Source organism: Trinickia violacea (assembly GCF_005280735.1).
GTDB lineage: Bacteria > Pseudomonadota > Gammaproteobacteria > Burkholderiales > Burkholderiaceae > Trinickia_A > Trinickia_A violacea.
In genome coordinates this window covers 2,512,263-2,538,388 of record NZ_CP040077.1, presented here as the reverse complement: position 1 = coordinate 2,538,388, position 26,126 = coordinate 2,512,263, and the positions used below count along the sequence as shown (strand labels likewise).

Genomic DNA, 26,126 nt, shown 5'->3' with positions numbered 1-26,126 from the left:
ATCTTCCGTATCGGCCAGCGGGCGGTTCGTGCGTTGCGTGCGCGCCAAGAGGATTGCCAAGGGCACATGAAACTGTTCACCAAAGGTTTGCTGCTGATTGCCGTGCCGAGCATCGTCGAGCTTGCGCTGCTCGGCGTCTTGTTCGAGACGCAGGGGCAGGCAGCGCAGGCCGCGCTGTGGGCGTCGCGCAGCAAGCAGGTGCTCTATCAGGCTTCCACGATCATGGACCCGCTGTTGCGCCAGGCTTCGCGTCTGCGCGCGGCGATCATCGTCGACGACGCGTCGTTCATCGACAAGCACGCCGTCTGGATCGACTTGAACGACCGGCTCGCGCAGCTGCAAAGTCTCGTTGCCGACAATCCGCTGCAGCTCGATCGCGTGCGCCGCATGCGCGAGGCGGTCGACGTCTACCGGGCGCAGACCAACCAGGTTTACGAGGCACTCGCCGACGGCGAGCGCCCGATCGTGCTCGCGGCCTTCGAGGGCACGCAATTACCGCCGCAAATCCAGGAGTTTCGCCGGCAGCTCGACGCGTTCGTCGCCGAGGAATCGCGCCTCGACGGCGACCGCAGCGAGGCGCTCTCCGTCACACGCGCGGAGCAGCGCAACGCGTTGATCGCGGCCGTCGCGGGCTCGATGCTGATCTGGGGGCTGGCGGCGCTCGCGCTGGCGGGCAATATCGGGCGGCGGCTCGCGGCGTTGACGGCCAAGGCGGAACGCCTGGGGCGCGGCCAATCGCTCGGCACGCCGCTGTCGGGAGACGACGAGATCGCGCAGCTCGATGCGGTGCTGCACCAGACCAGCGTGCGGCTGCGCCAGGCCGAGGGCGAGCAGGCCGCGCTGAAAGAAAAGCTGGAGGCGCGCGCCGAGGAACTGACGCGCCTGAACGACGACCTGCGGCAGCAGACGCAGGACAACGAGATGTTCATCTACAGCGTGTCCCACGATTTGCGCTCGCCGCTCGTGAACCTGCAGGGTTTCTCGCGCGAGCTGCAGGTATCGTGCGATGAATTGCGCGCGACGCTCGACGCCGCGCACGTGAGCGCATCCGACCGTGCGCGCATGGCGGATGTGCTCGATGGCGACCTGAGCGAATCGCTGCACTATCTGCGCACCGCCGTGGCGCGCTCGGCGTCGATCATCGACGCGCTGTTGCGCATTTCGCGCGCCGGCCGCTTCGAATACCAGTGGCAGCGCGTGAACGTGGGGCGCGTGGTCGAGCGCATCGTCGAGCGGCTGCAGCCGACGCTCGACGAGCGCGGCGCGGCGCTCGAAGTGGCCGACCTGCCGCCGGCCTGGGGCGATGCCGGCGCGGTCGAGCAGATCTTCAGTCACCTGATCGGCAACGCCGTCAATTATCTCGATCCGGAGCGGCCCGGCCGCATCGAGATCGGCGCACTTGCCGCGCCCGAGGCCGAGGAGCCGGCCGAAGGCGGTGCGCAAGAGGCCGGCGCTGCGGTGTTGACCGCCAGCGCCTCGACTGCCGCAGCAACGGCCGCAGCAGCATCGGCTGCCCCAGGGGCGATAGCATCGGGGACGGCTTCGCTGGCGCCCGACGCGCCGCCGATGCGGACCTACTATGTGCGCGACAACGGGCTCGGCATTCCGGCGGCCTGCATGCCGAAAATGTTCAATGCGTTCCAGCGGCTGCACGGCGACGTCGCGCAAGGGGACGGCATCGGCCTCGCGCTCGTCCGGCGCATGACCGAGCGGCATGGCGGGCGCGTCTGGGTCGAATCGGCCGAAGGCGCCGGCGCGACGTTCTTCGTGTCGCTGCCCGAGCAGCCGATGCGCGCGCCGTCGTGACGAGCGCGCCGTGAATACAAGAAGACGCAACGACAAGACCAACATGACCGACGAAGTCTCGCTTCCCGAACCCGCCCATGTGCTCGTCGTCGATGACGACGAGGGCATTCTCCGGCTGGCCCGCAAATCGCTCGAACGCGCGGGCTGCCGCGTATTCGCGTGCGCGACCGTGAACGCCGCGCGCGATTGCATCACGAACGACGCACCCGATCTCCTCGTGCTCGACTATCAGTTGGGCAGCGCGGAAACGGGGCTCGATTTCTTCCGCCGTCTGCGCACCGATGGCGTGCGGCTGCCGGCGATTCTCGTCACCGGTTTTGCCGACGAATCGCGCGTGATCGAAGCGCTGCGCGCCGGCGTCTCCGACGTCGTGCCGAAGTCCGAAGGCTATCTCGACTATCTGCCCGAGGCGGTCGAGCGCGTGCTGTCGCAAGTGAGGCTGCAGCGCGCGTCGGCGGAAGCGGCGCTCTTGCGCGAGCGCGAACAGTTTTACCGCAGCTTGTCGGAGGCGCTGCCGCACCTCGTGTTGACCTGCAACGCGAACGGCGATTGCGATTTCCTGTCGACCCAGTGGTACGAGTACACGGGCTGGGACGTCGACCTGTCGCGCGGCCTCGCGTGGCTCGACGCAGTGCATCCCGACGACCGCGAAGAGATCCGCCGCACCTGGCTCGATACGGTCCGCATGGACGCATCCGATTACCGCCACGAGTTGCGCATTCGCTCGCGCGACGGCGAATATCGCTGGTTCGACGCGCGCATCGTCGCGGTGCGCAACGCGGCCGGCCGCGTGAGCAAATGGTTCGGCAGCTGCACCGACATTCATCCGCAGCGCGAGGCGATCGAGGACCGCGAGCGGCTGCTCGCGGCCGAGCAAAGCGCGCGCCAATCGGCGGAAGAGGCGAATCGCGCGAAGGACCGCTTCCTCGCGATGCTCTCGCACGAGCTGCGCACGCCGCTCACGCCGGTGCTGGCCGGCACGCGGCTCCTGGAGCTGATGGGCGACTTGCCCGAAGCGGCGCGCTCGAACGTCAAGATGATTCGCCGCAACATCGAACTCGAGGCGCGGCTCATCGACGACTTGCTCGACCTGACTCGGGTCGCGAACGGCAAGCTGCGGCTCTCGCTCGAAACGGTCGACGTGCATGAGGTGATCGATGCCGTGCTCGAGCTGTTCCGCAGCGAAATCCAGGTCAAACAGCAGGACGTCCATCTCGACAAGCGCGCGGCGAACCACTACGTGCTCGCCGATCGCGCGCGGCTGCAGCAGATGTTCTGGAACCTCGTGCGCAACGCCGCGAAGTTCACGCCGGACGGCGGCCACATCTACGTGCGCACGCGCGATTCGCGCATGCAGGTGGAGATCGAGATCGAAGACACCGGCATCGGCATCGCGCCGGAGCAGATCGGCAAGCTGTTCAACGCGTTCGAGCAGGGCAGCCAGACGATGACGCAGCAGTTCGGCGGTCTCGGCCTCGGCCTGGCGATCACGAAGGCGTTGACCGACGTGCACGGCGGCACGGTGAGCGCCGCGAGCCCGGGGGCGCACTGCGGCGCGACCTTCACGATCACGCTGCCGACGGCGCCCGAGCCGTCGAGCGAAGCGGAACAGGTGGCGCCTGCCGAGCGCCGCACGGAAGAGCGGCTCGCGATCCTGTTGATCGAGGACCATGAGGATACCGCCGAGGTCATGGCGCAATTGATTCGCGGGCTCGGCCACGACGTGACCGTGGCGGGGCGCGTGGCCGACGCGCTTGCCGCGTCGCAAGCCGCGGTGTTCGACCTGATCGTGAGCGACGTGGGCTTGCCGGACGGCACCGGACTCGATTTCATCGGCGCGTTCCGCGAGCGCTCTCAGGTGCCCGCCATTGCGCTAACCGGCTTCGGCACCGACGACGACGTGCGCCGCTGCCTCGCTGCCGGCTTCACGTCGCATCTGACCAAGCCTGTGAACTTCAATCAGCTCGAAGAGGTGATCCAGAGCGCGGCGAGCGCGAAGGCGCAAGGGATGAGCGGCGCGGCGTCCGCGTGACGCCGCGCGCGTGGGTCAGTCTCGTTTAGCGCGGCGAGTTCTTCAGCGAATCGCGGATCTCGCGCAGCAGCAGGACGTCTTCGGCGGGAGGCGGCGGCTCGGCCGGGGCCGCTTCGGCCGGTTTGCGCAGGTTGTTGATGAACTTCACCATCATGAAAATGATGAACGCGAGGATGATGAAGTTGATCAACACCGTGATGAACGAACCGTAGCCGAACACGGCGACGCCGGCCGTTTGCAGATCCTTGTACGACTCCGGACTGCCCTTGAAGCTCGCGGGGATGTTGCCCAAGCGGATGAACTTGTTGGAGAAGTCGAGCCCGCCGGTGGCCACGCCGACGATCGGCATGATCAGGTCTTTGACGATCGAGTTGACGATGGTCGAAAACGCGCCACCGATGATGACGCCGACCGCCAGGTCCATCACGTTGCCCTTGAGGGCGAATTCCTTAAATTCTTTAACGATGCTCATAGGTGGCTTCCTCCGTGATGTTGAACCGCACGCGGCGGCGCCCGGCAGGCCGCGCGTGCGTTGGCGGTCATGATAGCGAAGGGAGGCGGCGCAGGCGAAAACTTTTTTCGGATAAACCGGCGCGGCAGGAGAGTCTATCCTCGGTAGCCGATCCGAACGCCGCCCCAATGCCGCCCGGCGACGAGAATCGGCGCCGAGGCATCTTTCATCATCGCGAAGGCGCCGCCGCCCATGTCGCGGCGGTACGTTTGCAGCAGGAACGGCTTCGTATGCGAGCCCGCGGCGAGACCCGTGCGGTCGTTGAAGAGGCGGCGGTTGCGGCAGTTCGCGGCGTTCCATACCGGGTCCGGGCTCTGCGGCTGCGAGAATTTGCGGTTGTGCGTGGGCAGGTAGCCGCGCACGTCGACGGCCGCGCAGAATGCGACCCGTTCGTCGAGTGCGAGAAGCGGCTCCTGGATCGCGGGCAGCACGCGGTCGGTGAACGCGGTGAAGCGCGTCAGGAACTGCGGCGGGTTCGTGTTCGGGATCGGCGCATAGGTATCGTCGAAAAGGTCGGCGAGCGTGATCTCACCGCGCTCCACCGCGCGCTCGAAGACCTTCGCGATGGCTGCGGCCGTCTCTTGCGCGGCGGCGATGAAGCGCGAGTCGGGCGTCTCCACGCCGGTCGCGGCCGTCAGTTCGATCAGCGTCTCCGAGACCGACAGCAGGCTGCCCAAGCGGTCTTTCGCGCGCGCGAAGTTCTCGCTCGAATCCTCGACGCCGCTCGCCATCTCCAGCACCTGGGCTTCGAGGCCGTTGCATTGCGATTCGATTTCGCCGGTGAGGGTCGCGATCTCTTCGGCTTGCCCATGAAGCTGCGTGATCGCGTGGCCGGTCGCCTGCACGACGTCGCCGATCATCCGCGTGCCGTCCTTCACGCGATGCGCGCGCGCGGTGTTCTCGGTGCCTTCGGCGATCAGGCGGTCGGTCTGCTGCGTGAGCTGCGCGAGCGTCGTTTCGATTTGCGCGGTGGCCTGCGCCGTCTTGCTCGACAGATTTTTGACTTCGGCTGCGACCACCGCGAAGCTCTTGCCGGAGTCACCGGCGCGCGCCGCTTCGATCGCGGCGTTCAGCGCCAGCAGGTGGGTCTGCCGGGCGATCAGCGAAATCTCTTCCGATACCTTGCTGACGTGCGCGAGCGCGGCGCGCAGGGAGCCGATCTGGCTTTCGATGACCGTCACGCCTTCGACGAGCCCATGTATGTCGGCGAGCGCGGCGTCCAGCGTCGCCTGCGACGCTCCGACTTCGGACGACGCCTCGGCGCTCACGACGCGCACCTGCCGCGCCGCCTCGGCGATCCGGTGGTTGCCCTCCATCGTCACCGCCGCCGATTCGCGCAAGGTCCGGCAGACCTGCGCCTGGCCCGCGACGCGCGCCGCGACTTCGTCGACGTGCCCGGACACATCGCAGATCTCGATCGAGAGCTTGCCCGCCTGCGCGGCGATGTCGCCGACGAGCGAGTTCGACTTGGTGGCGGGACGGGGAAAGCGGAAGCGCCGCATGGTGAGGGGTCTCCTTGGTGGCTTGGCGGGCCCGCTTGTTGCCACTTTTCCGTGCTTTTTTCACGGTGGATGCGGGCTCTCTACATCGCATTTACGGCAGCTTTCCGCATGACTTGAGGGCGGTAAAACGCTAGAGACTTTCGTGCATTGCGCAATCGCGTGGAAACGCATAGATTGGGCGGCGCCGCACGCACGACGCCGCCATCAAACCGCTCGCAGCAGGCCGTGTCCGCCAACCCAGACGCTCCGTCAGAGAGCGATCCGTGCGCGCAGACCACTACGGAGGGGAACGTGCGCCGCCTCGCCCCGGGCGCGGCCGCACGCCGATTGCCATGTTCAAACGCTTCACGATACGCGGCGGGCTCACGCTCACGATTGCGGGCTACACGCTCGCCCTGATCGCCACGATGGCGGTCGGCATGCTCGGACTCCAGCAAAGCAACGGCGCGCTCGAGCAGATGTACGCGACCGACACGGCCGCGCTCACGCATCTCAAGACGAGTTCCGAGCGCATGCTCCAGGTGCGCCTCGCGCTCGGCAACTTCGAGACGCTGTTTTCGATGGGGCGCGCGAGCGACGATTTGCTTCCGAAGGCGCACGCCGTGCTGAAGGACAGCGACGACAACTGGGCCGCGTATCTCACGAAGCCGCGCACCGGCGACGAGGCGCATCTGGCCGATGCGGTGCAGGCCGCGCGCGCGGCACTCGTCGCGCAGGCGATCGAGCCGGAGTTCCAGGCGCTCACGCAAAACGACTTCAACACGTTCCGCACCATTCAGGCGCAGACGGCCGATGCGCTCTACGCCCGCTACGCGCAAGCGATGACGGCGCTCGAAGCGCTGCAGGTCGCGCATCAGAAAACGCGCTATGACGACGCGCAGGCGCTGTTCCATCGGCTCTTGATCGCCGCGGCCGCGATCGCGGTGGCGGCGTTCGTGATCGGCGTGTTTGCGCGCGCGGCGCTCGTCGCCGCGGTCGTGCGGCCGATCGACGGGGCCGTGCGCCACTTCGAGCGTATCGCCGCCGGCGACCTCACGGGCGCGGTCAACGTCTCGCGCAACAACGAAATGAGCCGCTTGTTCTCGGGCATCGCGAGCATGCAGACCGCGCTTTCCGCCACCGTCGCGCAAGTGCGCGGCGGGTCGGCGGCGATTACGCACGGCGCGCGCGAAATCGCGTCCGGCAACGCCGATCTGTCGCAGCGCACCGAGGAGCAGGCCGCGTCGCTGCAGCAGACCGCATCGAGCATGGAGCAACTGACGTCGACGGTGAAGCAGAATGCCGATCACGCGAAGCAGGCGAGCGCGCTCGCGTCCGACGCGTCCGAGACGGCCGCGCGCGGCGGCGAAGTGGTCGGCGAAGTCGTGCGCACGATGAACGAGATCGCCACGAGCTCGAATCAGATCGGCGATATCATCGGCGTGATCGAAGGGATCGCGTTCCAGACCAACATCCTCGCATTGAACGCCGCGGTCGAAGCGGCGCGCGCGGGCGAGCAAGGGCGCGGCTTCGCGGTCGTCGCGGGCGAGGTGCGCAGTCTCGCGCAGCGGAGCGCGAGCGCCGCGAAGGAGATCAAGGCGCTGATCGTCGCGTCGGCGGACCGCGTGGAGGCGGGCGGGGCGCTCGTCGCGCGCGCCGGTTCGACGATGGACGAGGTCGTCGCGTCGGTGCGGCGCGTGACCGACATCATCGGCCAGATCAGCTCGGCCTCGACCGAGCAATCGACAGGGATCGAGCAAATCAATCGTGCAGTCGCGCAAATGGACCAAGTGACGCAACAGAACGCCGCGCTCGTCGAGCAAGCGGCGGCGGCCGCGGCCTCGCTCGAGGAGCAGGCCGCGCAGTTGGATGCGGCGGTCGCCGTGTTCCACGTGGGCGATCGGGCGGCCGATCCGCCGCGCTTGGCCGCGCCTCGCCTCCTGCCGACGTGATCGATCCGCCAAGCGCCACAGGCTGGGATCAGCTCGTCAAGTTGTGGGAGCTGATCGTGCTGGTGATCCGGTTTCTGTGGCGCTTGCTGCAGCTTTTGGGCGGCCGTTGATTGCCGCTGCACGCGACGCGCGCTTGCGGTAACGTTCCTCGTCAGCACCCTGATCCAGCCGACCGAGGACCCCGCCGATGAGCAACGACTCCACCCATCGCTTCACCGACCGCGTCGCCGACTACGTCAAATACCGGCCGACGTATCCGCGCGAGATCGTCGCGTTTCTGCGCGACACGTGCGGACTCGCGGCCGATGCGCGCATCGCCGATATCGGCGCGGGCACCGGCATCTCGGCGAAGCTTTTTCTCGACGCGGGCCATCCGGTCGTGGCCGTCGAACCGAACGATGCGATGCGCCAGGCCGCCGATCGGTGGCTCGCCGGCTTTATCCAATACCGCAGCGTGTCGGGCACAGGCGAAGCGACGACGTTGCCCGATGCGAGCGTCGATCTCGTCATCGCCGCGCAGGCGTTTCACTGGTTCGATCCGCCGGCCGCCAAACGCGAGTTCGCGCGGGTTCTGAAACCGGGCGGCTCGATCGCCTTGATCTGGAATTTCCGGCGCGTGACGGGCACGCCGTTTCTCGAAGACTACGAAGCCCTGCTGCGCCGCTATTCGCTCGACTACGCGCAAGTTGCCGACGGCTATCCGGGCGATGCGTGGATGGCCGAGTGGTTCGGCGCGGACTTCGTGAAAAAGGGCATGTTCGACAACATCCAGCGGCTCGACTTCGACGGACTCAAGGGGCGGCTCGCCTCGTCGTCGTATGCGCCGAAACCTGGGCATGCGAACTACGAGCCGATGCTTGCGGCGCTGCGCGAGCTGTTCGACAAGGATGCGCAAGACGGCCTCGTCGATTTCGTCTACGACACGCTTGTGTACGTGGGGCGCAAGCCGGCTTGAGCGGGCGTGGCGATTGCCGCGTTAGCGCGGGGCTGCGCTCACGGCCCGAAGTGATTGAAGTGATAGTGGGCCGCGCGCACGCGCCGCGTGCGCCGCCGGAACGTGAACGTGAAGCCGGGCCATAGCGCGGTGTTCTTGCCGCTTTTCGACAGATACCAGCTATGACAGCCCGTGGCCCACACCGAGCGTTGCGTGTCGTGCTGCAGCTGCGCGTTGAACGCACGCTGCACTTCGTGCTTGAGCGACATCGTGCGCGCGCCCCGCCGGCGCATCGCGCGCAGGCAATCGACGATGTACGCGATTTGCGACTCGATCATGTAGATCATCGAGTTGTGGCCGAGCCCCGTGTTCGGGCCCGTCAGCATGAAGAAGTTCGGAAATCCGGCGACGCTCGTGCCGAGATACGCCTCGGGGCCGTGCTGCCGCCATAGCGCATCCAGATCCGCGCCTTGCGCGCCGATCACGTCGAATGGCGCGCCGCCGGCATCGCTCACCTGAAAACCGGTGCCGCAGATGATGGCATCGACGGGGTAGTGCAGGCCGTCGTCGGTCACGATGCCGTCGGCGACGATCTCGCGAATCGGCGTGGTCACGACGTCGACGTTGGGCTGGCTCACCGCCGGATAGTAGTCGCGCGACAAGAGCACGCGCTTGCAGCCGAACGTGTAGTTCGGCGTGAGCTTCGCCCGCAGCACCGGGTCGGGGACGCGCCGCTCGAGATAGCTCAGGCTGAACTTCGTCGGCCACTTCATCAGCATGGGGTGCGCCACGAACGCGAGCGCGCGCGACTCGTGTTGCCAGTAGAGCGCGTGGCGCACGAGCCGCTGCGTGAACGGCAGGCGCTTGAAGAGCCGCTGCATGCGCTCGGTGAGCGCGCGATCGGGCTTCGGCATGATCCACGGCGCGGTGCGCTGGAACAGATGCAAGCGCGCGACGAGCGGCTGGATCCGCGGGATGAACTGAATCGCGCTCGCGCCGGTGCCGATCACGGCGACGGTCTTGCCTTCGAGCGGATAGGCGTGATCCCACCGCGCGGAATGAAAGAGCGTGCCTTCGAAACGCTCGATGCCGACGATGCGCGGCATCGCCGGACGCGACAGCGCGCCGCTCGCGGCGATCACGATGTCTGCTTCGACGCTCGCCGATTCCTGAGCGCTGCCGCCGCCTCGCAGTTCGAGTTGCCATACGCCTCGTGCGTCATCGAAGCGGGCCGAATTGACGCGCGTCTTGCAGCGAATGAACGGCTCGATGTCGTACTTGCGCGCGCAACCTTTGAGGTAGGCGAGGATTTCGTGCTGTTGCCCGAACGCGCGCGACCACGACGGGTTCGGCTCGAACGAAAACGAGTAGAGGTGCGAAGGGATATCGCAGGCGGTACCGGGATAGGTGTTGTCGCGCCAGGTACCGCCGATGTCGTCGGCTGCCTCGTAGACCGTAAACGACGTGATGCCGAGGCGTTTCAAGCGGATCGCCATGCCGATGCCGGCAAAGCCGCTGCCGACGATCGCAATGCGCGGCGATGGAGGGTGCTTCACGTGTCGGACCAGCCGCCCGAATCGTCGTTGTTGCCCATGTCGACGCCGCCACCGCTGTTGTCGTTCCAGTCGTTCGACCCTGTGCCGAAGTCGACGCCGCCATCGCCGCCTTGGGCGCCGCCGGGTTCGCGACGGCGCGTTTCGTCATCGACGATCACGTCGCGCTCGACCACGCGGTCACGGTTGCCCGACAGCGCTTCGCCAAGCAGCACGCCGGTGAGCAGGCCGCCCATGCCGCTGCCGAAGCCGCCGCCTTGCTGCACGACGACTTGCGGCTGTTGCTGCGGCGGATACTGAGGCGGATAGGGCGGTTGTTGCGGCTGTCCGAAGCGCTCGGCTTCTTGCGCATAGGCGGACTGTCCGGGCGCGGGCGCCGCGTTCGGATCGGGCCGTCCTTCGGCGCGCGCCTTGAGGCTCGCGACTTGCTTTTCGAGGTCGTCGATCTGATACGGCGGCACCGGGTTCTTGCCGTTCGAGAGCGTTTCGACGAGGTCGCGCAATTGGTTCTCGGCGCCTTCGACTTCGTTTGTCAGCGCCTCATGCCCCGGCGCCGTCGAAAGACGCACGTCGAGCTTCAGCGAGCGCACCGCGTTCAGCAAATCGGTCGCGCGCTTCAGTTGGGCGCGGCGGTCTTCGTCGGCTCGCGTGTCTTCGGTCGAGCGGGCGCGGCGCAACGTCCAGCGCAGCACGAGCGCGATCACCACGAACAGCAGCACGATGCCGATCCAAGCCGCCATCGACGGACCATGGCGCTCGCTCGCTTGCGGCATGGCCTGCGTTTGCGTGAACGGATTCGACGTGGTCGACATGACGGAGGAGCGTGGCTGCGTCGTCACGCTGCCTGCATTCGCATGGGCTTGCGCGTGGGCCTGGATACGCGCCTCGACCTGCGCGAAATTCGACGGATTCGTGAAGCGGATTTGCGGATCGAGCGACTTCGCCTGCTGGATTTGCGCGAGCGCGTCGGCGTAGCGTCCCTCGCGATCGAGGACTTGACCGTAGAGGTAATGCGCGTGCGCGTTGTTCGGATGCGCTTCGAGCACCTGGCTCAGTTCCGAATCGGCTTGCTGCCAGTTGCCTTGCGCCATCGCGCGCTCGACTTGCTGCGCGCTCGGCACGGCAAACGCCGCGGCCGATACCAGCATCAGCGACATTCCAGCGGCTGCGAGAAATTTCTTCATGATGCGGACCGGGCGGCGAGCGCCCGTCTCCATGTCGTGAACGCGGTGTTATTCCGCCGGCGTATTCAACTGTTTTTTCAGCGCTTCGAGACGATCTTCCACCGACGGGCCATGGTTCAGCGCGGCGAGCTTGTCGTCGAGCGCCTTGCCGCTTGCCGTATCGGCGGAATTCAGGCGCGCGTCGGAGCGCGCGTTCTGCAGCGTGACCTTGTCTTCGAGCTTCTGAAAGTCTTCCGACAGGTTCTTGCCGCCGATGCCGCCAAGCGCGGTCGCGGCGACGTCCTTCGCCTGCGCGATTTCCTGCTTCGCCTGGAGGATGTTCGAGCGCGCGTTGAGATCGTTGCGGCGCTGGCGCATGTCGGCGATCTGCGACTTCAATTGATCGACCGACGGTTCGAGCTTGGCGAGTTCGCCGGCGAGCGCGTCGCGCTCGGCTTCCGCATTCGCCTGCGCCGAAAGCGCTTCGCGTGCGAGGCCCTCGTCGCCCGATTGCAGCGCGCGCTTCGCGCCGTCCTCGTATTTCTTCGCCTTTTCAGCCGCGACATCGCGCTTGCTTTGCTGCGTGGCGACCTGCGCTTCGATCTCGATCAGCGAGTTTTCCGCCTTGGCGATGCTGTCGTCGAGCTCGCGCACGATCTGGCGCGCGTCGCGCGACGGGTCCTGCACGGAATCGGCAGCGTCGTTCAAAAGTCCTTTGACCGTGCGCGAAATGCTATCGAAAAGCGACATGAATTCCTCCGTGGATTGAAATCGGCGCCTAAGCCGAATAGCGCTGCGAGCCATCGATACGCTACGCGGGGCGCCTGTGCGCCATTGGATGCACGCGACGCGGATGTCGGGGCAGGCGGGCGGATTGCAATAGTCATGCGTCCATTTTATGAGGATGCGGTGACTGGCGTATGTGAGTCCTATCCGCAAGCGCCAACGCTATTTGTGCTTTACGCGGCGAATATTACAGCATGCGTTCGCTTAAAGAATGCTTAAACGCACGCTGCGTATCGATTTCAACGGATGACGAATAGGTTGGTGTTTTTGCGTGGCGTAAATGGGCAAGGCGAACGGGAAAAACACGCCATGTAATCAGGCATGGAAAACGAATGCTTTAGCGAATTGCCGCTTAAATTCGCGACTGATGCTTTCGATTTTGAAAGGATTCGTGTCAAGCGAAACTGCCGTCATCGTCGGTAGAACCTGCCGCTTCGTCGCCAGCCGAATTGGAGGTGACGTTGGAGGTCACTTCGGAGCCCGAGCCATCGGCGTCGAGCGGCGTTTCTGGCGCAGCCGACTTCGCCGAGGCCGGCTTCGGCGTGGCCGCTTTCGCCCGCGGACGCGTCTGCTCCGCTGCTTTTTTCGCGGTGACCCTTTCGACGGCCTCCTGTGTGAAGCGCGTGTCGTCGTCGGCCTTGGCGAGCGCTTGCGCGACCGACGCGCCGAGCGACGTGCGCGGCGGCTTGCCATCGCCTGGCTTCTCGCCCCGCGTCTCTCCCGAAAGCGCCGGCACGACGTGACGCCCCGCAGGCGCCGCTTTCGCCACGCGCCGCAGCGTTTCGTTCAACGCATTGGGGGCTTGAGGGGCATGAAGACGATCGACGATGCTCGCCGCCTTGACCTGATCGCCCGTCGCATCGAACTCGAGCACGGCTCGCCGGATCAATTCACTGACGCTGATCCCAAGACGCTGCGCGCTCGTCGAGATGGCAAGTTTCTGCGCAGGCGTGACGAAGATGACGATGCGTTCACTGGACTTGTTCATGGTCGATTCGCGGACATGCGTTTGACTCCGAAGCGCCCGGCGTTGTGCGCCTCGAGGCAGACGGTGCAGAACGTTGTCCATCATAAGACGAGATCGGCAGGCGCGAAACGTGCAGCCCGCGAAATGTCTGCGGTATCAACGAGTTGATGACCTTGTCTGACTTTTTTCCACAGGGCTTTCAACATATTCTGTTGATAACTTAGGCCGATCGCGCCGGTATGTGCGCCGGCCCGAGATCCGGCGGAACAGGGTCCGACCAATAGGGAATTCTTACAAAAAAAGTTCGTTGTCAACCGTCGGGTTTTATTAAAATGCGCTGTTGCATTGCACGCTTGGCGTGGTGCAGCGGCTTGGCCCGGGGGGCGGGCGCTGCCGGGAAGTCTCGAAAACGCGGCCGGCCAAACATGACAGACACGCCGCGCACGCACGATGCCATGACGTCACGATCACGATCCACACGCGCGAGAAACCAGCGCGCAACCGGCGCGGCACGCCGCGTCCACCTTTCCAGTCATGCCTATCATTAAACGACCGCAATCCTCGCACGAATCGGCAGACGACCGAGATTCCAACCGACACTACACCGAACGCTCATCCGCACCTCGCGGCCGCTCATTCGGCGCGCGCATCGCGCTCACGTTCGTTGGTCTCTTCGCGACGCTCGCTGTCGTCGGCGCGCTGATCGTCGGCTATGCGCTCGTCGTGATGGCGCCGCAGCTGCCGTCGCTCGATGCCTTGACCGACTATCGGCCGAAGGTGCCGCTGCGCGTCTACACGGCGGACCACGTGCTGATCGGCGAGTTCGGCGAAGAGCGCCGCAGCCTCGTGCGCTTCCAGGACATTCCAGACATGCAAAAGAAAGCGGTGCTCGCGATCGAGGACTACCGCTTCTACGAGCACGGCGGCGTCGACTTCATCGGCATCCTGCGCGCGGGCATGACCGACTTCATGCACGGCGGCGCTTCACAGGGTGCGAGCACGATCACGATGCAGGTCGCGCGCAACTTCTTCCTGTCGAGCGAGAAGACGTACACGCGCAAGATCTACGAAATGATGCTGGCGTACAAGATCGAAAGCGCGCTCACGAAGGATCAGATTCTCGAGCTGTATATGAATCAGATCTATCTCGGCGAGCGCGCATACGGCTTCGCCGCCGCGGCGCGTGTCTACTTCGGCAAGGACCTGAAGGACATCTCGCTTGCTCAGGCGGCGATGCTCGCGGGCTTGCCGAAGGCGCCGTCGGCGTACAACCCGATCGTCAATCCGAAGCGCGCGAAGATCCGTCAGGAATACATCCTGAAGCGCATGCTCGATTTGAACTACATCACGCAGGCGCAGTACGACCAGGCCGTGAAGGAGCCGATTCATACGAAGGCGTCGGGCAACGAGTACAGCGTGCACGCCGAGTACGTCGCGGAAATGGTGCGTCAGCTCATGTACGCGCAATACAAGGATGAGACTTACACGCGCGGCCTGACGGTCGTGACGACCATCGATTCCGGCGATCAGGACGCCGCCTATCGCGCGGTGCGCAAGGGCGTGATGGACTACGAGCGGCGCCATGGCTATCGCGGCCCGGAAGGCTTCATCCAGCTGCCGGACAACGCCGACGACCGCGATCAGGCGATCGACGATGCGCTCGCCGATCACCCCGACAACGGCGAGATCGTCGCGGCCGTCGTGACCGAGGCGAGCCCGGCTTCGGTGACGGCGCAGTTCGTCGACGGCACGACGGTGACGGTGAAGGGCGACGGCCTCAAGTTCGTCGCGACGGCACTGAGCCCGCGCGCGAACCAGGCGCAGCGCATCAAGCCCGGCTCGATCGTGCGCGTGATGCCGGGCGCGAAGGACGGCGATTGGCAGATCACGCAATTGCCGCAAGTGGAGGGCGCGCTCGTGTCGCTGACGCCGCAGGACGGCGCCATCCGCGCGCTCGTCGGCGGTTTCGACTTCAACAAGAACAAGTTCAACCACGTGACGCAGGCATGGCGCCAGCCGGGCTCGAGCTTCAAGCCGTTCATCTATTCGGCCGCGCTCGAAAAAGGGCTCGCCCCCGCGACGATCATCAACGATGCGCCGTTGTACTTCCCGCCGAGCACGCCGGGCGGCGACGCGTGGGAGCCGAAGGACGACGATCAGCCTGACGGTCCGATGCCGATGCGCGTCGCGCTCGAGAAGTCGAAGAACCTCGTGTCGATCCGCATCCTTTCGTACATCGGCACGAAGTACGCGCAGGACTACGTGACGCAGAAGTTCGGTTTCGACGCGGACAAGACGCCGCCGTACCTGCCGATGGCGCTCGGTGCGGGTCTCGTCACGCCGTTGCAATCGGCGGGAGCCTATAGCGTGTTCGCGAACGGCGGCTATCGCATCAACCCGTATCTGATCGCCGAAGTCGACGACGCGCGCGGCCAGCCGATCTCGAAGGCGCAGCCGATCGTCGCCGGACAGAACGCGCCGCGCACGATCAGCGCCGCGAACGACTACATCATGAACAGCCTCCTGCATTCGGTGGCGACGTCCGGTACGGGCGCCGGCACGAACGTGCTGAAACGTTCGGATCTGTCGGGCAAGACGGGTACGACCAACGATGCGAAGGACGGCTGGTTCGCGGGCTATCAACCGTCGCTGGTCGCGGTCGCCTGGATGGGCTACGACCAGCCGAAAAGCCTCGGCAGCCGCGAATTCGGCGCGCAGCTCGCGCTGCCGATCTGGGTCGAGTACATGGGACGCGCGCTGCGCGGCGTGCCGCAGCAGGAGATGCCGATGCCCGATAGCGTGACGACCGTCGACGGCGAGCTGTATTTCGCGGACATGGTGCCGGGCAACGGCTTCGTCGCGAGCATCGGCCTCGAGTCGGGCAACGCGCTTGCGGCGGCGAGCGATGCGGTGGGCAGCATCGGGCCGGCGGGGCTTCAGACGCCGTCTGTCTCGCAAGGCGAGAAGCAGCAGATCATGAACATGTTCGAGGACAACAAGCCTTGATCCGAGCGCGCGGAAAGTACCCGCGGTAGGGAAAAGGAAACGGAAAAGGCCCGCGATGCGCACGCTTTTGCGCACCGCGGGCCTTTTGTTTGTCAGTGGCAGAATTCGTTGCGGGCTCAACCACTTACGCGGTTAGCCCAGCGCTTATCAACAGCCCTGTCAACACAATCTGTGGATAAGGGCAAAGCGTGTGCGGCGCTGCGCTGCGCGCAAACGCGCGTCAGGGCTTCGCGCTTTCGATCTGCGCCGCAAACGTCACCGGGTCCGTATTGGTCCCGCACAGCAGCACGCCGACGCGCTTGCCCTGCAGCGTCTCGCGCAGCGGCCCGAGCAACGCCGCTGTGGCGGCAGCGCAGGCGGGTTCCACCGCGAGCTTGAGATTCGCGAAGAGCTTGAGCATCGCAGAGCGCAACTCGTCGTCCGATACGGTCACGAGGCGGTCGATATGCCGCCGGCACAACTCGTAGCTGTATTGCTCGGTGTACGGCGCCATCAGCGAATCGGCGATCGTGTGCATCGGCCCCATCTTGACCGTGTGATTGGCGGCGAAGCTCTTGCCCATCGCATCGGCGCCCTCCGGCTCGACGCCGTACACGTGCACGCGCGGATTCGCGAGACGCAGCGCCGTCGAGACGCCGGCCGCCAGACCGCCGCCGCCGATCGGCAGAATCACCGCGTCGAGATCGGGCGTTTGGGTGGCCCATTCGTAGCCGAGCGTCGCGGTGCCGAGCACGGTGCGATAGCCGTTGAACGGATGCACGTAATAGCGGCCTTCTTCGGCTTCGATACGGCGCACGAGTTCGAATGCCTCGGCGGGCGTATCGGCCGTCACGACTTCCGCGCGATATTGCTTGCACAGCGCGATGCGCGAGGGGCTCGCGGTCCGGAAGGTCACGACTTTCGCGCTGATGCCGAGGCGCATCGCGGCGTACGCCACGGCCGCCGCGTGATTGCCGCCCGAGACGCAGGTCACGCCGGCGCTGCGTTGCGCGGCGTCGAGCGCAAGCAGGTTCGTGAACGCGCCGCGCGCCTTGAAGCTGCCGCTTGCCTGCAAGAGCTCGAACTTGAAGTTGACGTGCGTCCCTTCGAGCGACGGAAAGTCCTGACGTTCGAACACCGGCGTGCGCATGACCCAGGGCGTGAGCGCAAAGTGCTGCGTGGCGATCGCATCCAGCGTGGGGATCGGTTCGCCGTCAATCGTGTGATTGGTGTGCTGCGGCGTAGCGGTGGACATGGGCGTGGGCGTCTCGTTTTGTAGGAGATCGGCGGTGCTCGGTCTGACCCGCGCACGCGTTACGCGTGCGCCTCCACCGACATGCTATGGATGAACTTGCGCAAGAAGTCCTCGCAGGCGACCAGTTGATCGAGTTCGACGTACTCGTTTGGCTTGTGCGCTTGCTCGATGTTGCCGGGGCCGCAGACGATGCTCGGCACGCCGGCTAGTGCGAAGAGACCCGCTTCGGTGCCATAGGCCACCTTGCGCTTCTCTTGATTCGCCGTGAGCGCGCGCACGAGCTGCGTGATCGCGGCTTGTTCCGATGCGTCGAGACCCGGAGCCGCGGCGATCTTCGAAAACTCGATCGCCGCGTTCGGATGCTCGCGCTGCATCTGCGGGAGCAGCGTGCTCTTGGCGTAGTCTTCGATGCGCTTGAAGATCGGCTCGGGGTCGAGCGTCGGCAGGTTGCGGAATTCGAACGCGAAGCGGCATTCGGCGGGCACGGTGTTGAGCGCGTTGCCGCCTTCGATCGTGCTGGTCTGCGCGGTCGTGAACGGCACGTCGTAGAGGTCGTCGAACGGACCTTCCGCGCGGAAGCGATCGGCCATGTCGCGGATATAGCAGATCAGGCGCGCGGCGTATTCGATGGCGTTCAATCCCTTCGGCGTCAGCGACGAATGCGCCGCGTGGCCGCGCACGCAGCATTGGTAAGCGTTGATGCCCTTGTGCGCGATGATCGGGCGCATGCTCGTGGGCTCGCCGACGATGCAGCCGTCCGGCTTCACGCCGCGCTTTTGCAGATCGGCAATCATGAGCGGCGCCCCGGCGCAGCCGATCTCCTCGTCGAACGACAGCGCGAAGTGAATCGGTTTCGCGAGCTTCGCCGCCTGCATCTCGGGCAGGAGCGCGAGCGCGGCGCCGATGAAGCCTTTCATGTCGCAAGTGCCGCGTCCATAGAGCTTGCCGTCGCGCGTTTCCGGCTTGAAAGGGTCGCTGTCCCATGGCTGGCCGTCGACCGGGACCACGTCCGTATGCCCCGACAGCACGATGCCGCCGTTGGTCTCGCCGTCGTGCGCGGGCACGGTGGCGAACAGGTTCGCCCATTGACCGCGTGCGTCATGGGTGAGCGTCGCGTCGATCCCGCGTTCGCGCAATGCGTCGCGCACGGTTTCGATCAGCCCCAGGTTCGGCAGGCGGCTCGTTGTATTCATCGATACGAGACGCTCGACCCAAGGCAGGCTGACGGGCGACGAATGGGAAGAAGCGGGGGAGGAGGGCTGCGAATGCGAGGAGGCGGGGGAGACGAGATGCGCCGTTTCAGCGACCTGTGACATGAGAAGACTCCAACTCATTAGTCTTTCGATCATACCGAAAAATCGGTGTGCGCCAAAGCGGTCGGGGGCCGATTGCGCGCGGTGGCGAACGCTCCTTGCGCCGCGAGCGAGGTATAACGTTTGCGGGCGGCAGGGAGCTTGCGTGGGGTGGCCTTCGTCGGTCGGCAATCCGTAAGACGAACTGAGTCGCGCGGCGATGCGGCAGTGCAGCGTTGCATGGGACCAGGCTCACTCTGGTCGACAGAAAAGCCCCTTCCACGCGGCTAACGGAAGGGGCTCGAGGTTTCCGCGCTCAGCGTGCCGCAGCTGCCGCTTGCGCGCCTTGCTTCGACGGCGTGCCGAGCGCGCGCAGCGTCTCCTTGACCGTCGAGACGCGCACCGCGAGATCGGGGCTGCGCGTTTCGATGCGCAGCTTGTCCTGGCCGGCGAGCTTGATGTGCTTGTGCTTCTGCACCATCTCGATGATCCGCATGGCGTCGATCGGCGGGTTCGGGATGAACTGCAAGCCGATCACGGACTCGCCCGCGTCGATCTTCGAAATGCCGAGCGGCTTGGCCGCAAGCCGCAGCCGGTGCGTTTCGATCAGCGCGTGCGCCTGTTGCGGCATCTTGCCGAAGCGGTCGATCAGCTCTTCCTGGATGTTGTCGATCGCATCGTTGTGCTCGCAATTCGCGAGACGCTTGTAGAGCGACAGACGCTCCTGCACGTCGCCGCAGTAGTCGGCGGGAAGGATCGCCGGCGCGTGCAGGTTGATTTCGGTGGTCGCGGCGAGCGGCGCCGTCAAATCGGGCTCGCGGCCGTCCTTGAGGGCCTTCACGGCGTCGTTGAGCATGTCGGTGTAGAGCTGGAAGCCGATCTCCTGGATTTCGCCCGATTGCTTGTCGCCGAGCACTTCGCCGGTGCCGCGGATCTCGAGGTCGTGCATCGCCAGATAAAAGCCCGAGCCGAGCTCCTCCATCTGCTGAATCGCTTCGAGCCGCCGCTGCGCCTGCTTCGTGAGCGCCTGCGGATCGTGCACGAGCAGGTACGCGTACGCCTGGTGGTGCGAGCGCCCGACACGTCCGCGCAACTGGTGCAATTGCGCGAGACCGAACTTGTCGGAGCGATGAATCAGGATCGTGTTCGAGCTCGGCACGTCGATGCCGGTCTCGATGATGGTCGTGCACAACAGCACGTTCGCGCGTTGCGCCACGAAATCGCGCATCACGCGCTCGAGCTCGCGTTCGTGCATCTGTCCGTGAGCGACGGCGATGCGCGCTTCGGGCACGAGTTCTTCGAGCATCGCGCGGCGGTTCTCGATCGTCTCGACTTCGTTGTGCAGGAAGTAGACCTGGCCGCCGCGCTTCAATTCGCGCAGCATCGCCTCGCGGATCACGCTTTCTTCCTCGCGCCGCACGAAGGTCTTGATCGCGAGCCGCTTTTGCGGCGCGGTGGCGATCACCGAGAAGTCGCGCAGCCCTTCGAGCGCCATGCCGAGCGTGCGCGGAATCGGCGTCGCGGTGAGCGTGAGCACGTCGACTTCGGCGCGCAGCGCTTTGAGCGCCTCTTTCTGCCGCACGCCGAAGCGGTGTTCCTCGTCGATGATGACGAGGCCGAGCCGCTTGAACTGCACCTCGGACGACAGCAGCTTGTGCGTGCCGATCACGATATCGACGCTGCCCTCGTTGATCTGCGAGATCGCCTGGCTGACTTCCTTGCCCGACTTGAAGCGCGACAGTTCGGCCACCCGCACGGGCCAATCGGCGAAGCGGTCGGAGAAGGTCTGCGTGTGCTGTTCGGCGAGCAGCGTGGTCGGCGAAAGGAGCGCGACCTGCTTGCCGCCCATCACGGCGATGAACGCGGCGCGCAGCGCGACCTCGGTCTTGCCGAAACCGACGTCGCCGCAGACGAGCCGGTCCATCGGCTTGCCGCTCGTCATGTCGCCGATCACGGCGGCGATCGCCGCCGCCTGATCGGGGGTTTCCTCGAAGCCGAAGCTTTCGGCGAACTTCACGTAGTCGCGCGGATCGAGCTTGAATGCGTGACCTTCGCGCGCCGCGCGGCGTGCGTACAGGTTCAGCAGCTCGGCGGCCGTGTCGCGAATCTGTTGAGCGGCTTTGCGCTTCGCTTTTTCCCATTGGCCCGAGCCGAGCGAATGCAGCGGCGCGCTTTCCGGATCGGCGCCGCTGTAGCGCGAGATCACGTGAAGTTGCGCGACGGGCACGTAGAGCTTGCTGTCGCCCGCGTATTCGAGGTGCAGGAACTCGGTGTCGCCTTCGCCGAGGTCCATCGTCACGAGACCCATATAGCGGCCGATGCCATGCTGCGAATGCACGACCGGGTCGCCGAGTTTCAGCTCCGACAGATCGCGCACCATCGAGTCGACGTTGCTCGCCTGTTCCTGCCGGCGCCTTCCGGCGCGGCGCGCGAGCGGGCCGTACAGTTCGGTCTCGGTGATGATCGCGTAGCCTTCGCCCGGCAGCGCGAAGCCGTTGGCGAGCGGCGCGACGCCGAGCGCGAAGCGCTCGTCGCTCGTCAGCCAGTTTTCGAAGCTGTCGCTCGACGTGGGACGCAGGTGTTGCTCCGCGAGCAACTGCGCGATGGTCTCGCGGCGGCCCGCGGATTCGGCGGCGAACAGCACGCGGTTCGGCGTCGTGTCCAGATAGGCGCGCAGCGCGAGGACCGGATCGTCCGCGTGGCGGTCGATCGCGAGATTCGGCAAGGGGGTCGCCCATGCGCCGCCGCCGTTCGCGGGCAACACGAGGCGCCCGAACGGCTTCGCGAGCGTGTAGAAATCGTCGTCGGTCAGGAACAGGCGCTGCGGTTCGAGGATCGGCCGCTCGCGGTCGTGCGACAGGAAGTTGAAGCGCTGCTTCGTATCGGCGGTGAAGCGCCGGATCGCGCTGTCCAGATCGCCGACGAACGCGAGCTGCGCGCGTTCCGGCAAATAGTGAAAGAGCGTGGCCGTTTCGTCGAAGAACAGCGGGAGGTAGTACTCGATGCCCGCCGACGGCACGCCGTTGCCGATGTCCTTGTAGATCGGCGAGCGGCTCGGGTCGCCTTCGAACTCCTCGCGCCAGCGGCTGCGAAACGCGGTGCGCGCCGCTTCGTCGAACGGGAATTCGCGGCCGGGCAAGAGACGCACGTCGCCGACCGGATAGAGGCTGCGCTGCGTGTCGGGATCGAACGCGCGGATCGAGTCGACCTGGTCGTCGAACAGGTCGATCCGGTACGGCAGCGGCGAGCCCATCGGATAGAGGTCGATCAGCGAGCCGCGCACGCAGTATTCGCCGGGCCGCACGACTTGGCTCACGTGCTCGTAGCCCGCGAGCGTCAGTTGCGCCTTGAGCTTCGACTCGTCGAGCCGTTCGCCTTGGGTGAACGAAAACGTATACGCGGCAAGGAACGCAGCGGGCGGCATCCGGTAGAGCGCGGTCGTGGCGGGCACCAGCAGGATGTCGCAGCGGCCCTCGCCGAGATCGTGCAGCGTCGCGAGGCGTTCGGACACGAGGTCCTGGTGCGGCGAGAACGTGTCGTACGGCAGCGTCTCCCAATCGGGCAGCACGCGGATGCGCGCGTTCGGCGCGAAATAGGCGATTTCCTGCGCGAGCCGCTGCGCGTCGACGGCGCTCGCGCAGACCACGGCGAGAAGCGGCACCTCGTCACGCCAGCTCAGGTGGTAGCGGGCGATCAGGAGCGCGTCGGACGAGCCGTGCGTGCCGTCGAAGGCGAAGCGCTGGCCGGCCTTGACGAGCGCCACGGGCGAGGAAGACGACGAAGACGGTGCGGCGTTTGGGGACATAGATGAAGAGGTGCGGCCGTTAATACAGGCGAAACTCACAGGCGAAACTCGCAAGCGATCTCACGCGCAAACACTCGCTGGCGATCCGCGGGCGCTGGCGCTCGCGACACCCGGCACAAGCGAAAGCGGGAAGTCTACGCCGGTCTAAAGCAATCAGGCGAACGCCTATTATAAAATCCGTCCTTTACTTTTGACTTCGCGGCGCGCATCTCCTGCGACCGCATCGAACCCAGTGACTTCCGTAACCCCGCGTCTTTTCGCCCTGATCCCCTGTGCGGGCACCGGCAGCCGTTCCGGCGCGCCGATGCCCAAGCAATACCGGACCGTCGCCGGCCGCGACCTGCTGCACTACACGCTGGCCGCCTTCGACGCCTGCAGCGAATTCGCGCAGACGCTCGTCGTCATCGCCCCCGACGACCAGCACTTCGACGCCCGCCGCTTCGCCGGCCTGCGCTTCGCGGTGCGCCGCTGCGGCGGGGCCTCGCGCCAGGCGTCGGTGCTCAACGGCCTGTCCGCGCTCGCCGACTTCGGCGCGACCGACGCCGACTGGGTGCTCGTGCACGACGCCGCGCGCCCCGGCATTACGCCGGCGCTGATCCGCACGCTGATCGCCGCACTGAAGGACGATCCGGTCGGCGGCATCATGGCGTTGCCGGTCGCCGATACGTTGAAGCGCGTCGATGTCGAAACCGGCGAGCACATCGCCCGCACGGAATCGCGCAACGGTCTATGGCAGGCGCAGACGCCGCAGATGTTCCGCGTCGGCATGCTGCGCGAGGCGATCCTGCGCGCGCAGCAGGACGGCCACGACCTCACCGACGAAGCGAGCGCGATCGAATGGCTCGGCCATGCGCCGCGTCTCGTGCAGGGGAGCCTGCGCAACTTCAAGGTCACGTATCCGGAAGACTTCGATCTCGCGGAGGCGATCCTCAGCCGCACCGCAAGCCGCCCCGCAGCGGGCGCCTGACCGCATTTCCCGCCTCATTTTCCGCAACTCACTCGAATAAACGGACTCACGGATGGATTTCAGAATCGGACAAGGCTACGACGTGCACGCGCTGGTGCCGGGCCGCCCGCTCATCATCGGCGGCGTGACGGTGCCTTACGACCGGGGCCTCCTGGGCCACTCGGACGCGGACGTGCTGCTGCACGCGATCACCGATGCCCTCTTCGGCGCGGCCGCGCTCGGCGACATCGGCCGCCACTTTCCGGACACCGATACCCGTTTTGCCGGCGCGAACAGCCGCGTGCTGCTGCGCGAGTGCGCGAAGCGTATCGCCGAGGCGGGTTTCGCGATCCAGAACGTCGACAGCACCGTGATCGCGCAAGCGCCGAAGCTCGCCCCGCACATCGACGCGATGCGCGCGAATATCGCCGAAGATCTCGGCTTGCCGCTCGATCGCGTGAATGTGAAGGCGAAGACCAACGAGAAGCTCGGCTATCTCGGCCGAGGCGAGGGCATCGAGGCTCAGGCGGCGGTGCTGCTGTTGCGGGCCCCGAAGGGCTGAGCGGTTGCGGCTGGGGCGCGGCCGCACGCGCCCAGCTAGCCGGTTTGCAGACCGGCCAGAATCCGCAGGATCTCTTTTGGGTTACTGCCGACGTCCAGGTTGTTTACCGAAACGTGCTGGATCGTGTTGTCCGGGTCGACGATGAAGGTCGCGCGCAGCGCGACGCCGGCTTCCTTGTCGCGCACGCCGAGCTGGTCGATCAGTTCGCCCTTCACGTCGCCGAACGCATAGTGGTTCAGCTTGCTTAGGTCCTTGTGCTCGCGGCGCCAGGCCAGCTTCACGAACTCGTTGTCGGCGCTGCCGCCGAGCAGCACGGCGTCGCGCTCGGCGAAGTCCTTCTGCAGCTTCGCAAATTCGATGATTTCCCGCGGGCAGTCGGACGTGAAATCTTTCGGGTAGAAATAGATGACTTTCCACTTGTCCGAGAACGACGTTTCCGTGATTTCTTCGAACGCCGATTGGCCGTTTTCTTCGTAGTGGTTAAAGCCGGGCTTGGCGGCCGTAACGGTGAATGCCTCGAGTTTGTCGCCCACGGTCTTCATGCGGCTACTCCACTGTGAAGTTGAGAAAACTACCGAATCGAGCGACTGGCTCAGTGTAACGGCAGCGATGAATGGGTCAATCTCTGGCTCTATTGAATTTCTCAAATTGGTAGATTTTGTCTACCAGTATCGTCGTACGATGACGGGCCGTTCGCTGGCGTCGCCACGGCTCCCGTACCGGAGGGGGCGCTCAGCCGCCTCGGGCGAGCGGGAACTCGATCGTGACTTCGAGTCCCGGGCCCGGCGACCGGTTGCGCAACCGCAACGCGCCGCGGTGGCGGCCCACGAGCCGCTGCACGATCGCCATGCCGAGGCCGGTGCCGCTCGCCTGCGTGCGCGCCGTATCGACGCGGTAGAACGGACGGGTGACGAGCGGCAGCTGATCCTCGGGGATACCGGGGCCTTCGTCGAGCACCGACAGCTCCACGCGCGAATGCGACACGCGGGTCTCGAGCATGATGTGCGGGATGCCGTCGTTCTCGCTGTGGCCGTACTTGCGGGCGTTTTCCAGCAGATTGCCGACCACGCGCCGCACATCGGTCGCATCGGCTTCGATGACTGCCGACGGCGCGAGCCGCGTGATCAGCCGCACGCCGTCTTCGCCTGCCAGGCGCGAGGCCATTTCCCCCACGATCAACGAAAGGTCGACCGGTTCCGGCATGCGCTGCACCGGACGTGCGTAATCGAGGAAGCGGCCGATGATCATGTCCATCTGCTCGATGTCGTCGATCATCGCGTCCTTCGTCGCCTGGTCGGACGGACTCATCTCGGTCTCCAGACGCAGACGCGCGAGCGGCGTGCGCAGGTCGTGCGAAATGCCCGCCAACATCAAGGCGCGATCGGCCTCGAGCTGCTCGAGGTCGCGCACCATCTGGTTGAAGCTGCGGTTGGTTTCGGCCGCCACGCCCATGCCTCGCTCGGGCAGCGCCTCGGGCGATTGCCCCGAGCCGACTTTGCGCGCCGCGATTGCCAGACGCGCGAACGGCCGGTTCACGAGACTCGTGATGAACGCCGCCCCGAATAGCGATAGCGCCAGCGCGAAAACACCCCAGCCGGCCCATTGCAGGCCGGTCACGTTATCGAGCTGATCGCGGTCGAGGGCGACCCAGTAGTCGTCGTCGTCGATCTTGAAGCTGATCCACACGCCTGGGATGTCGTTGACCGATTGCGCGATGATCGTGTCTTCGCCCAGGCGCCCGCGGACGTCATGCTCGATCAGCCGGTTGAGCGACTCGTCGGGCTGCAGCTTGTACTTGTCGGTGGTTTCTCGCGGATAGACGCGCACGCCTTCATTGCTCTCCAGATCCTGCAGCAGCGCGCGCCGCAGGTCGGGATCGGAATAAAGGAGTGCGGTGCGCGTGAGCTTGACGATCGCAACGAGCTGCAACGCGACGCGCTGGGCGCGCGGTTCGCGCTCGATCACGCGAAAGCTCTGAAACCACGCGGCCAGGCTGACTGCGATGAGCAGTGCGATCAGCAGAAAGGTTCGCCAGAAGAGCCCGCCGAACGCGTGCGTCATAAGGCGCCGGTCGATGCGCATGGGCCCTTCTTATC

General features: G+C 65.7%; 18 protein-coding genes. 7 read left to right on the top strand and 11 right to left on the bottom strand.

The window, feature by feature from the left end:
* Positions 1-66: 66 nt before the first annotated feature.
* Together FAZ95_RS11475 and FAZ95_RS11470 are read left to right on the top strand one after the other, a co-directional pair.
* Positions 67-1,806 carry a sensor histidine kinase gene (locus FAZ95_RS11475; protein WP_137332562.1) on the top strand — a complete coding sequence of 580 codons (1,740 nt, stop codon included), beginning with the start codon at positions 67-69 and terminating at the stop codon, positions 1,804-1,806.
* A gap of 43 nt (positions 1,807-1,849) precedes the next feature.
* Positions 1,850-3,838 (top strand): hybrid sensor histidine kinase/response regulator, encoded by a 1,989-nt coding sequence (locus FAZ95_RS11470; protein ID WP_137334517.1) that lies wholly within the window; start codon positions 1,850-1,852, stop codon positions 3,836-3,838.
* A gap of 25 nt (positions 3,839-3,863) precedes the next feature.
* On the opposite strand, the gene mscL is transcribed toward FAZ95_RS11470, so the two are convergent.
* The gene (gene mscL, locus FAZ95_RS11465) at positions 3,864-4,310 is read right to left on the bottom strand and encodes a large conductance mechanosensitive channel protein MscL (protein ID WP_137332561.1); all 447 of its coding nucleotides are present in this window, start codon (positions 4,308-4,310) and stop codon (positions 3,864-3,866) included.
* A gap of 134 nt (positions 4,311-4,444) precedes the next feature.
* The gene (locus FAZ95_RS11460; protein ID WP_137332560.1) at positions 4,445-5,851 is read right to left on the bottom strand and encodes a methyl-accepting chemotaxis protein; all 1,407 of its coding nucleotides are present in this window, start codon (positions 5,849-5,851) and stop codon (positions 4,445-4,447) included.
* Between the two features lie 332 nt (positions 5,852-6,183).
* On the opposite strand from FAZ95_RS11460, the gene FAZ95_RS11455 reads away from it, so the two are divergent.
* Together FAZ95_RS11455 and FAZ95_RS11450 are read left to right on the top strand one after the other, a co-directional pair.
* Complete coding sequence (locus tag FAZ95_RS11455; RefSeq protein ID WP_137332559.1) at positions 6,184-7,782, top strand: methyl-accepting chemotaxis protein; 1,599 nt, start codon at positions 6,184-6,186, stop codon at positions 7,780-7,782.
* 187 nt (positions 7,783-7,969) lie between these two features.
* Positions 7,970-8,737 (top strand): class I SAM-dependent methyltransferase, encoded by a 768-nt coding sequence (locus FAZ95_RS11450; RefSeq protein ID WP_137332558.1) that lies wholly within the window; start codon positions 7,970-7,972, stop codon positions 8,735-8,737.
* Positions 8,738-8,775: 38 nt separating this feature from the next.
* Here the strand turns inward: FAZ95_RS11450 and FAZ95_RS11445 are convergent, their stop codons facing one another.
* The 4 genes from FAZ95_RS11445 to FAZ95_RS40035 all read right to left on the bottom strand — a co-directional run bounded on the left by FAZ95_RS11445 (position 8,776) and on the right by FAZ95_RS40035 (position 13,206).
* Entirely contained in the window at positions 8,776-10,212 is a 1,437-nt protein-coding gene (locus tag FAZ95_RS11445) for a flavin-containing monooxygenase (RefSeq protein ID WP_137334516.1), read from the bottom strand.
* 56 nt (positions 10,213-10,268) lie between these two features.
* On the bottom strand, positions 10,269-11,453 hold the full coding sequence (locus FAZ95_RS11440) for a tetratricopeptide repeat protein (RefSeq protein ID WP_137332557.1): 1,185 nt from the start codon (positions 11,451-11,453) through the stop codon (positions 10,269-10,271).
* Between the two features lie 48 nt (positions 11,454-11,501).
* Positions 11,502-12,182, bottom strand: a complete 681-nt coding sequence (locus FAZ95_RS11435) for a PspA/IM30 family protein (protein ID WP_137332556.1) — start codon at positions 12,180-12,182, stop codon at positions 11,502-11,504.
* Between the two features lie 430 nt (positions 12,183-12,612).
* A complete protein-coding gene (locus FAZ95_RS40035; protein WP_254699673.1) occupies positions 12,613-13,206 on the bottom strand; it encodes a plasmid mobilization protein in 594 nt (197 codons plus the stop codon).
* Between the two features lie 513 nt (positions 13,207-13,719).
* On the opposite strand from FAZ95_RS40035, the gene FAZ95_RS11425 reads away from it, so the two are divergent.
* The gene (locus tag FAZ95_RS11425; RefSeq protein ID WP_137332555.1) at positions 13,720-16,191 is read left to right on the top strand and encodes a penicillin-binding protein 1A; all 2,472 of its coding nucleotides are present in this window, start codon (positions 13,720-13,722) and stop codon (positions 16,189-16,191) included.
* Between the two features lie 220 nt (positions 16,192-16,411).
* On the opposite strand, the gene FAZ95_RS11420 is transcribed toward FAZ95_RS11425, so the two are convergent.
* The 3 genes from FAZ95_RS11420 to mfd form a co-directional block, all read right to left on the bottom strand.
* On the bottom strand, positions 16,412-17,425 hold the full coding sequence (locus FAZ95_RS11420; RefSeq protein ID WP_137332554.1) for a threonine/serine dehydratase family protein: 1,014 nt from the start codon (positions 17,423-17,425) through the stop codon (positions 16,412-16,414).
* A 59-nt stretch (positions 17,426-17,484) separates the two neighbouring features.
* On the bottom strand, positions 17,485-18,741 hold the full coding sequence (argE, locus tag FAZ95_RS11415; protein ID WP_137332553.1) for an acetylornithine deacetylase: 1,257 nt from the start codon (positions 18,739-18,741) through the stop codon (positions 17,485-17,487).
* Positions 18,742-19,033: 292 nt separating this feature from the next.
* Positions 19,034-22,522, bottom strand: a complete 3,489-nt coding sequence (gene mfd, locus FAZ95_RS11410) for a transcription-repair coupling factor (RefSeq protein ID WP_137332552.1) — start codon at positions 22,520-22,522, stop codon at positions 19,034-19,036.
* Between the two features lie 232 nt (positions 22,523-22,754).
* Here mfd and ispD point away from each other — a divergent pair, with 232 nt between their 5' ends.
* Positions 22,755-23,489 (top strand): 2-C-methyl-D-erythritol 4-phosphate cytidylyltransferase, encoded by a 735-nt coding sequence (gene ispD / locus FAZ95_RS11405; RefSeq protein ID WP_137332551.1) that lies wholly within the window; start codon positions 22,755-22,757, stop codon positions 23,487-23,489.
* A gap of 52 nt (positions 23,490-23,541) precedes the next feature.
* The gene (ispF, locus tag FAZ95_RS11400; protein WP_137332550.1) at positions 23,542-24,030 is read left to right on the top strand and encodes a 2-C-methyl-D-erythritol 2,4-cyclodiphosphate synthase; all 489 of its coding nucleotides are present in this window, start codon (positions 23,542-23,544) and stop codon (positions 24,028-24,030) included.
* A gap of 35 nt (positions 24,031-24,065) precedes the next feature.
* On the opposite strand, the gene FAZ95_RS11395 is transcribed toward ispF, so the two are convergent.
* The gene (locus tag FAZ95_RS11395) at positions 24,066-24,572 is read right to left on the bottom strand and encodes a peroxiredoxin (RefSeq protein ID WP_137332549.1); all 507 of its coding nucleotides are present in this window, start codon (positions 24,570-24,572) and stop codon (positions 24,066-24,068) included.
* Positions 24,573-24,762: 190 nt separating this feature from the next.
* On the bottom strand, positions 24,763-26,112 hold the full coding sequence (locus FAZ95_RS11390) for an ATP-binding protein (RefSeq protein WP_137332548.1): 1,350 nt from the start codon (positions 26,110-26,112) through the stop codon (positions 24,763-24,765).
* Between the last annotated feature and the right edge of the window lie 14 nt (positions 26,113-26,126).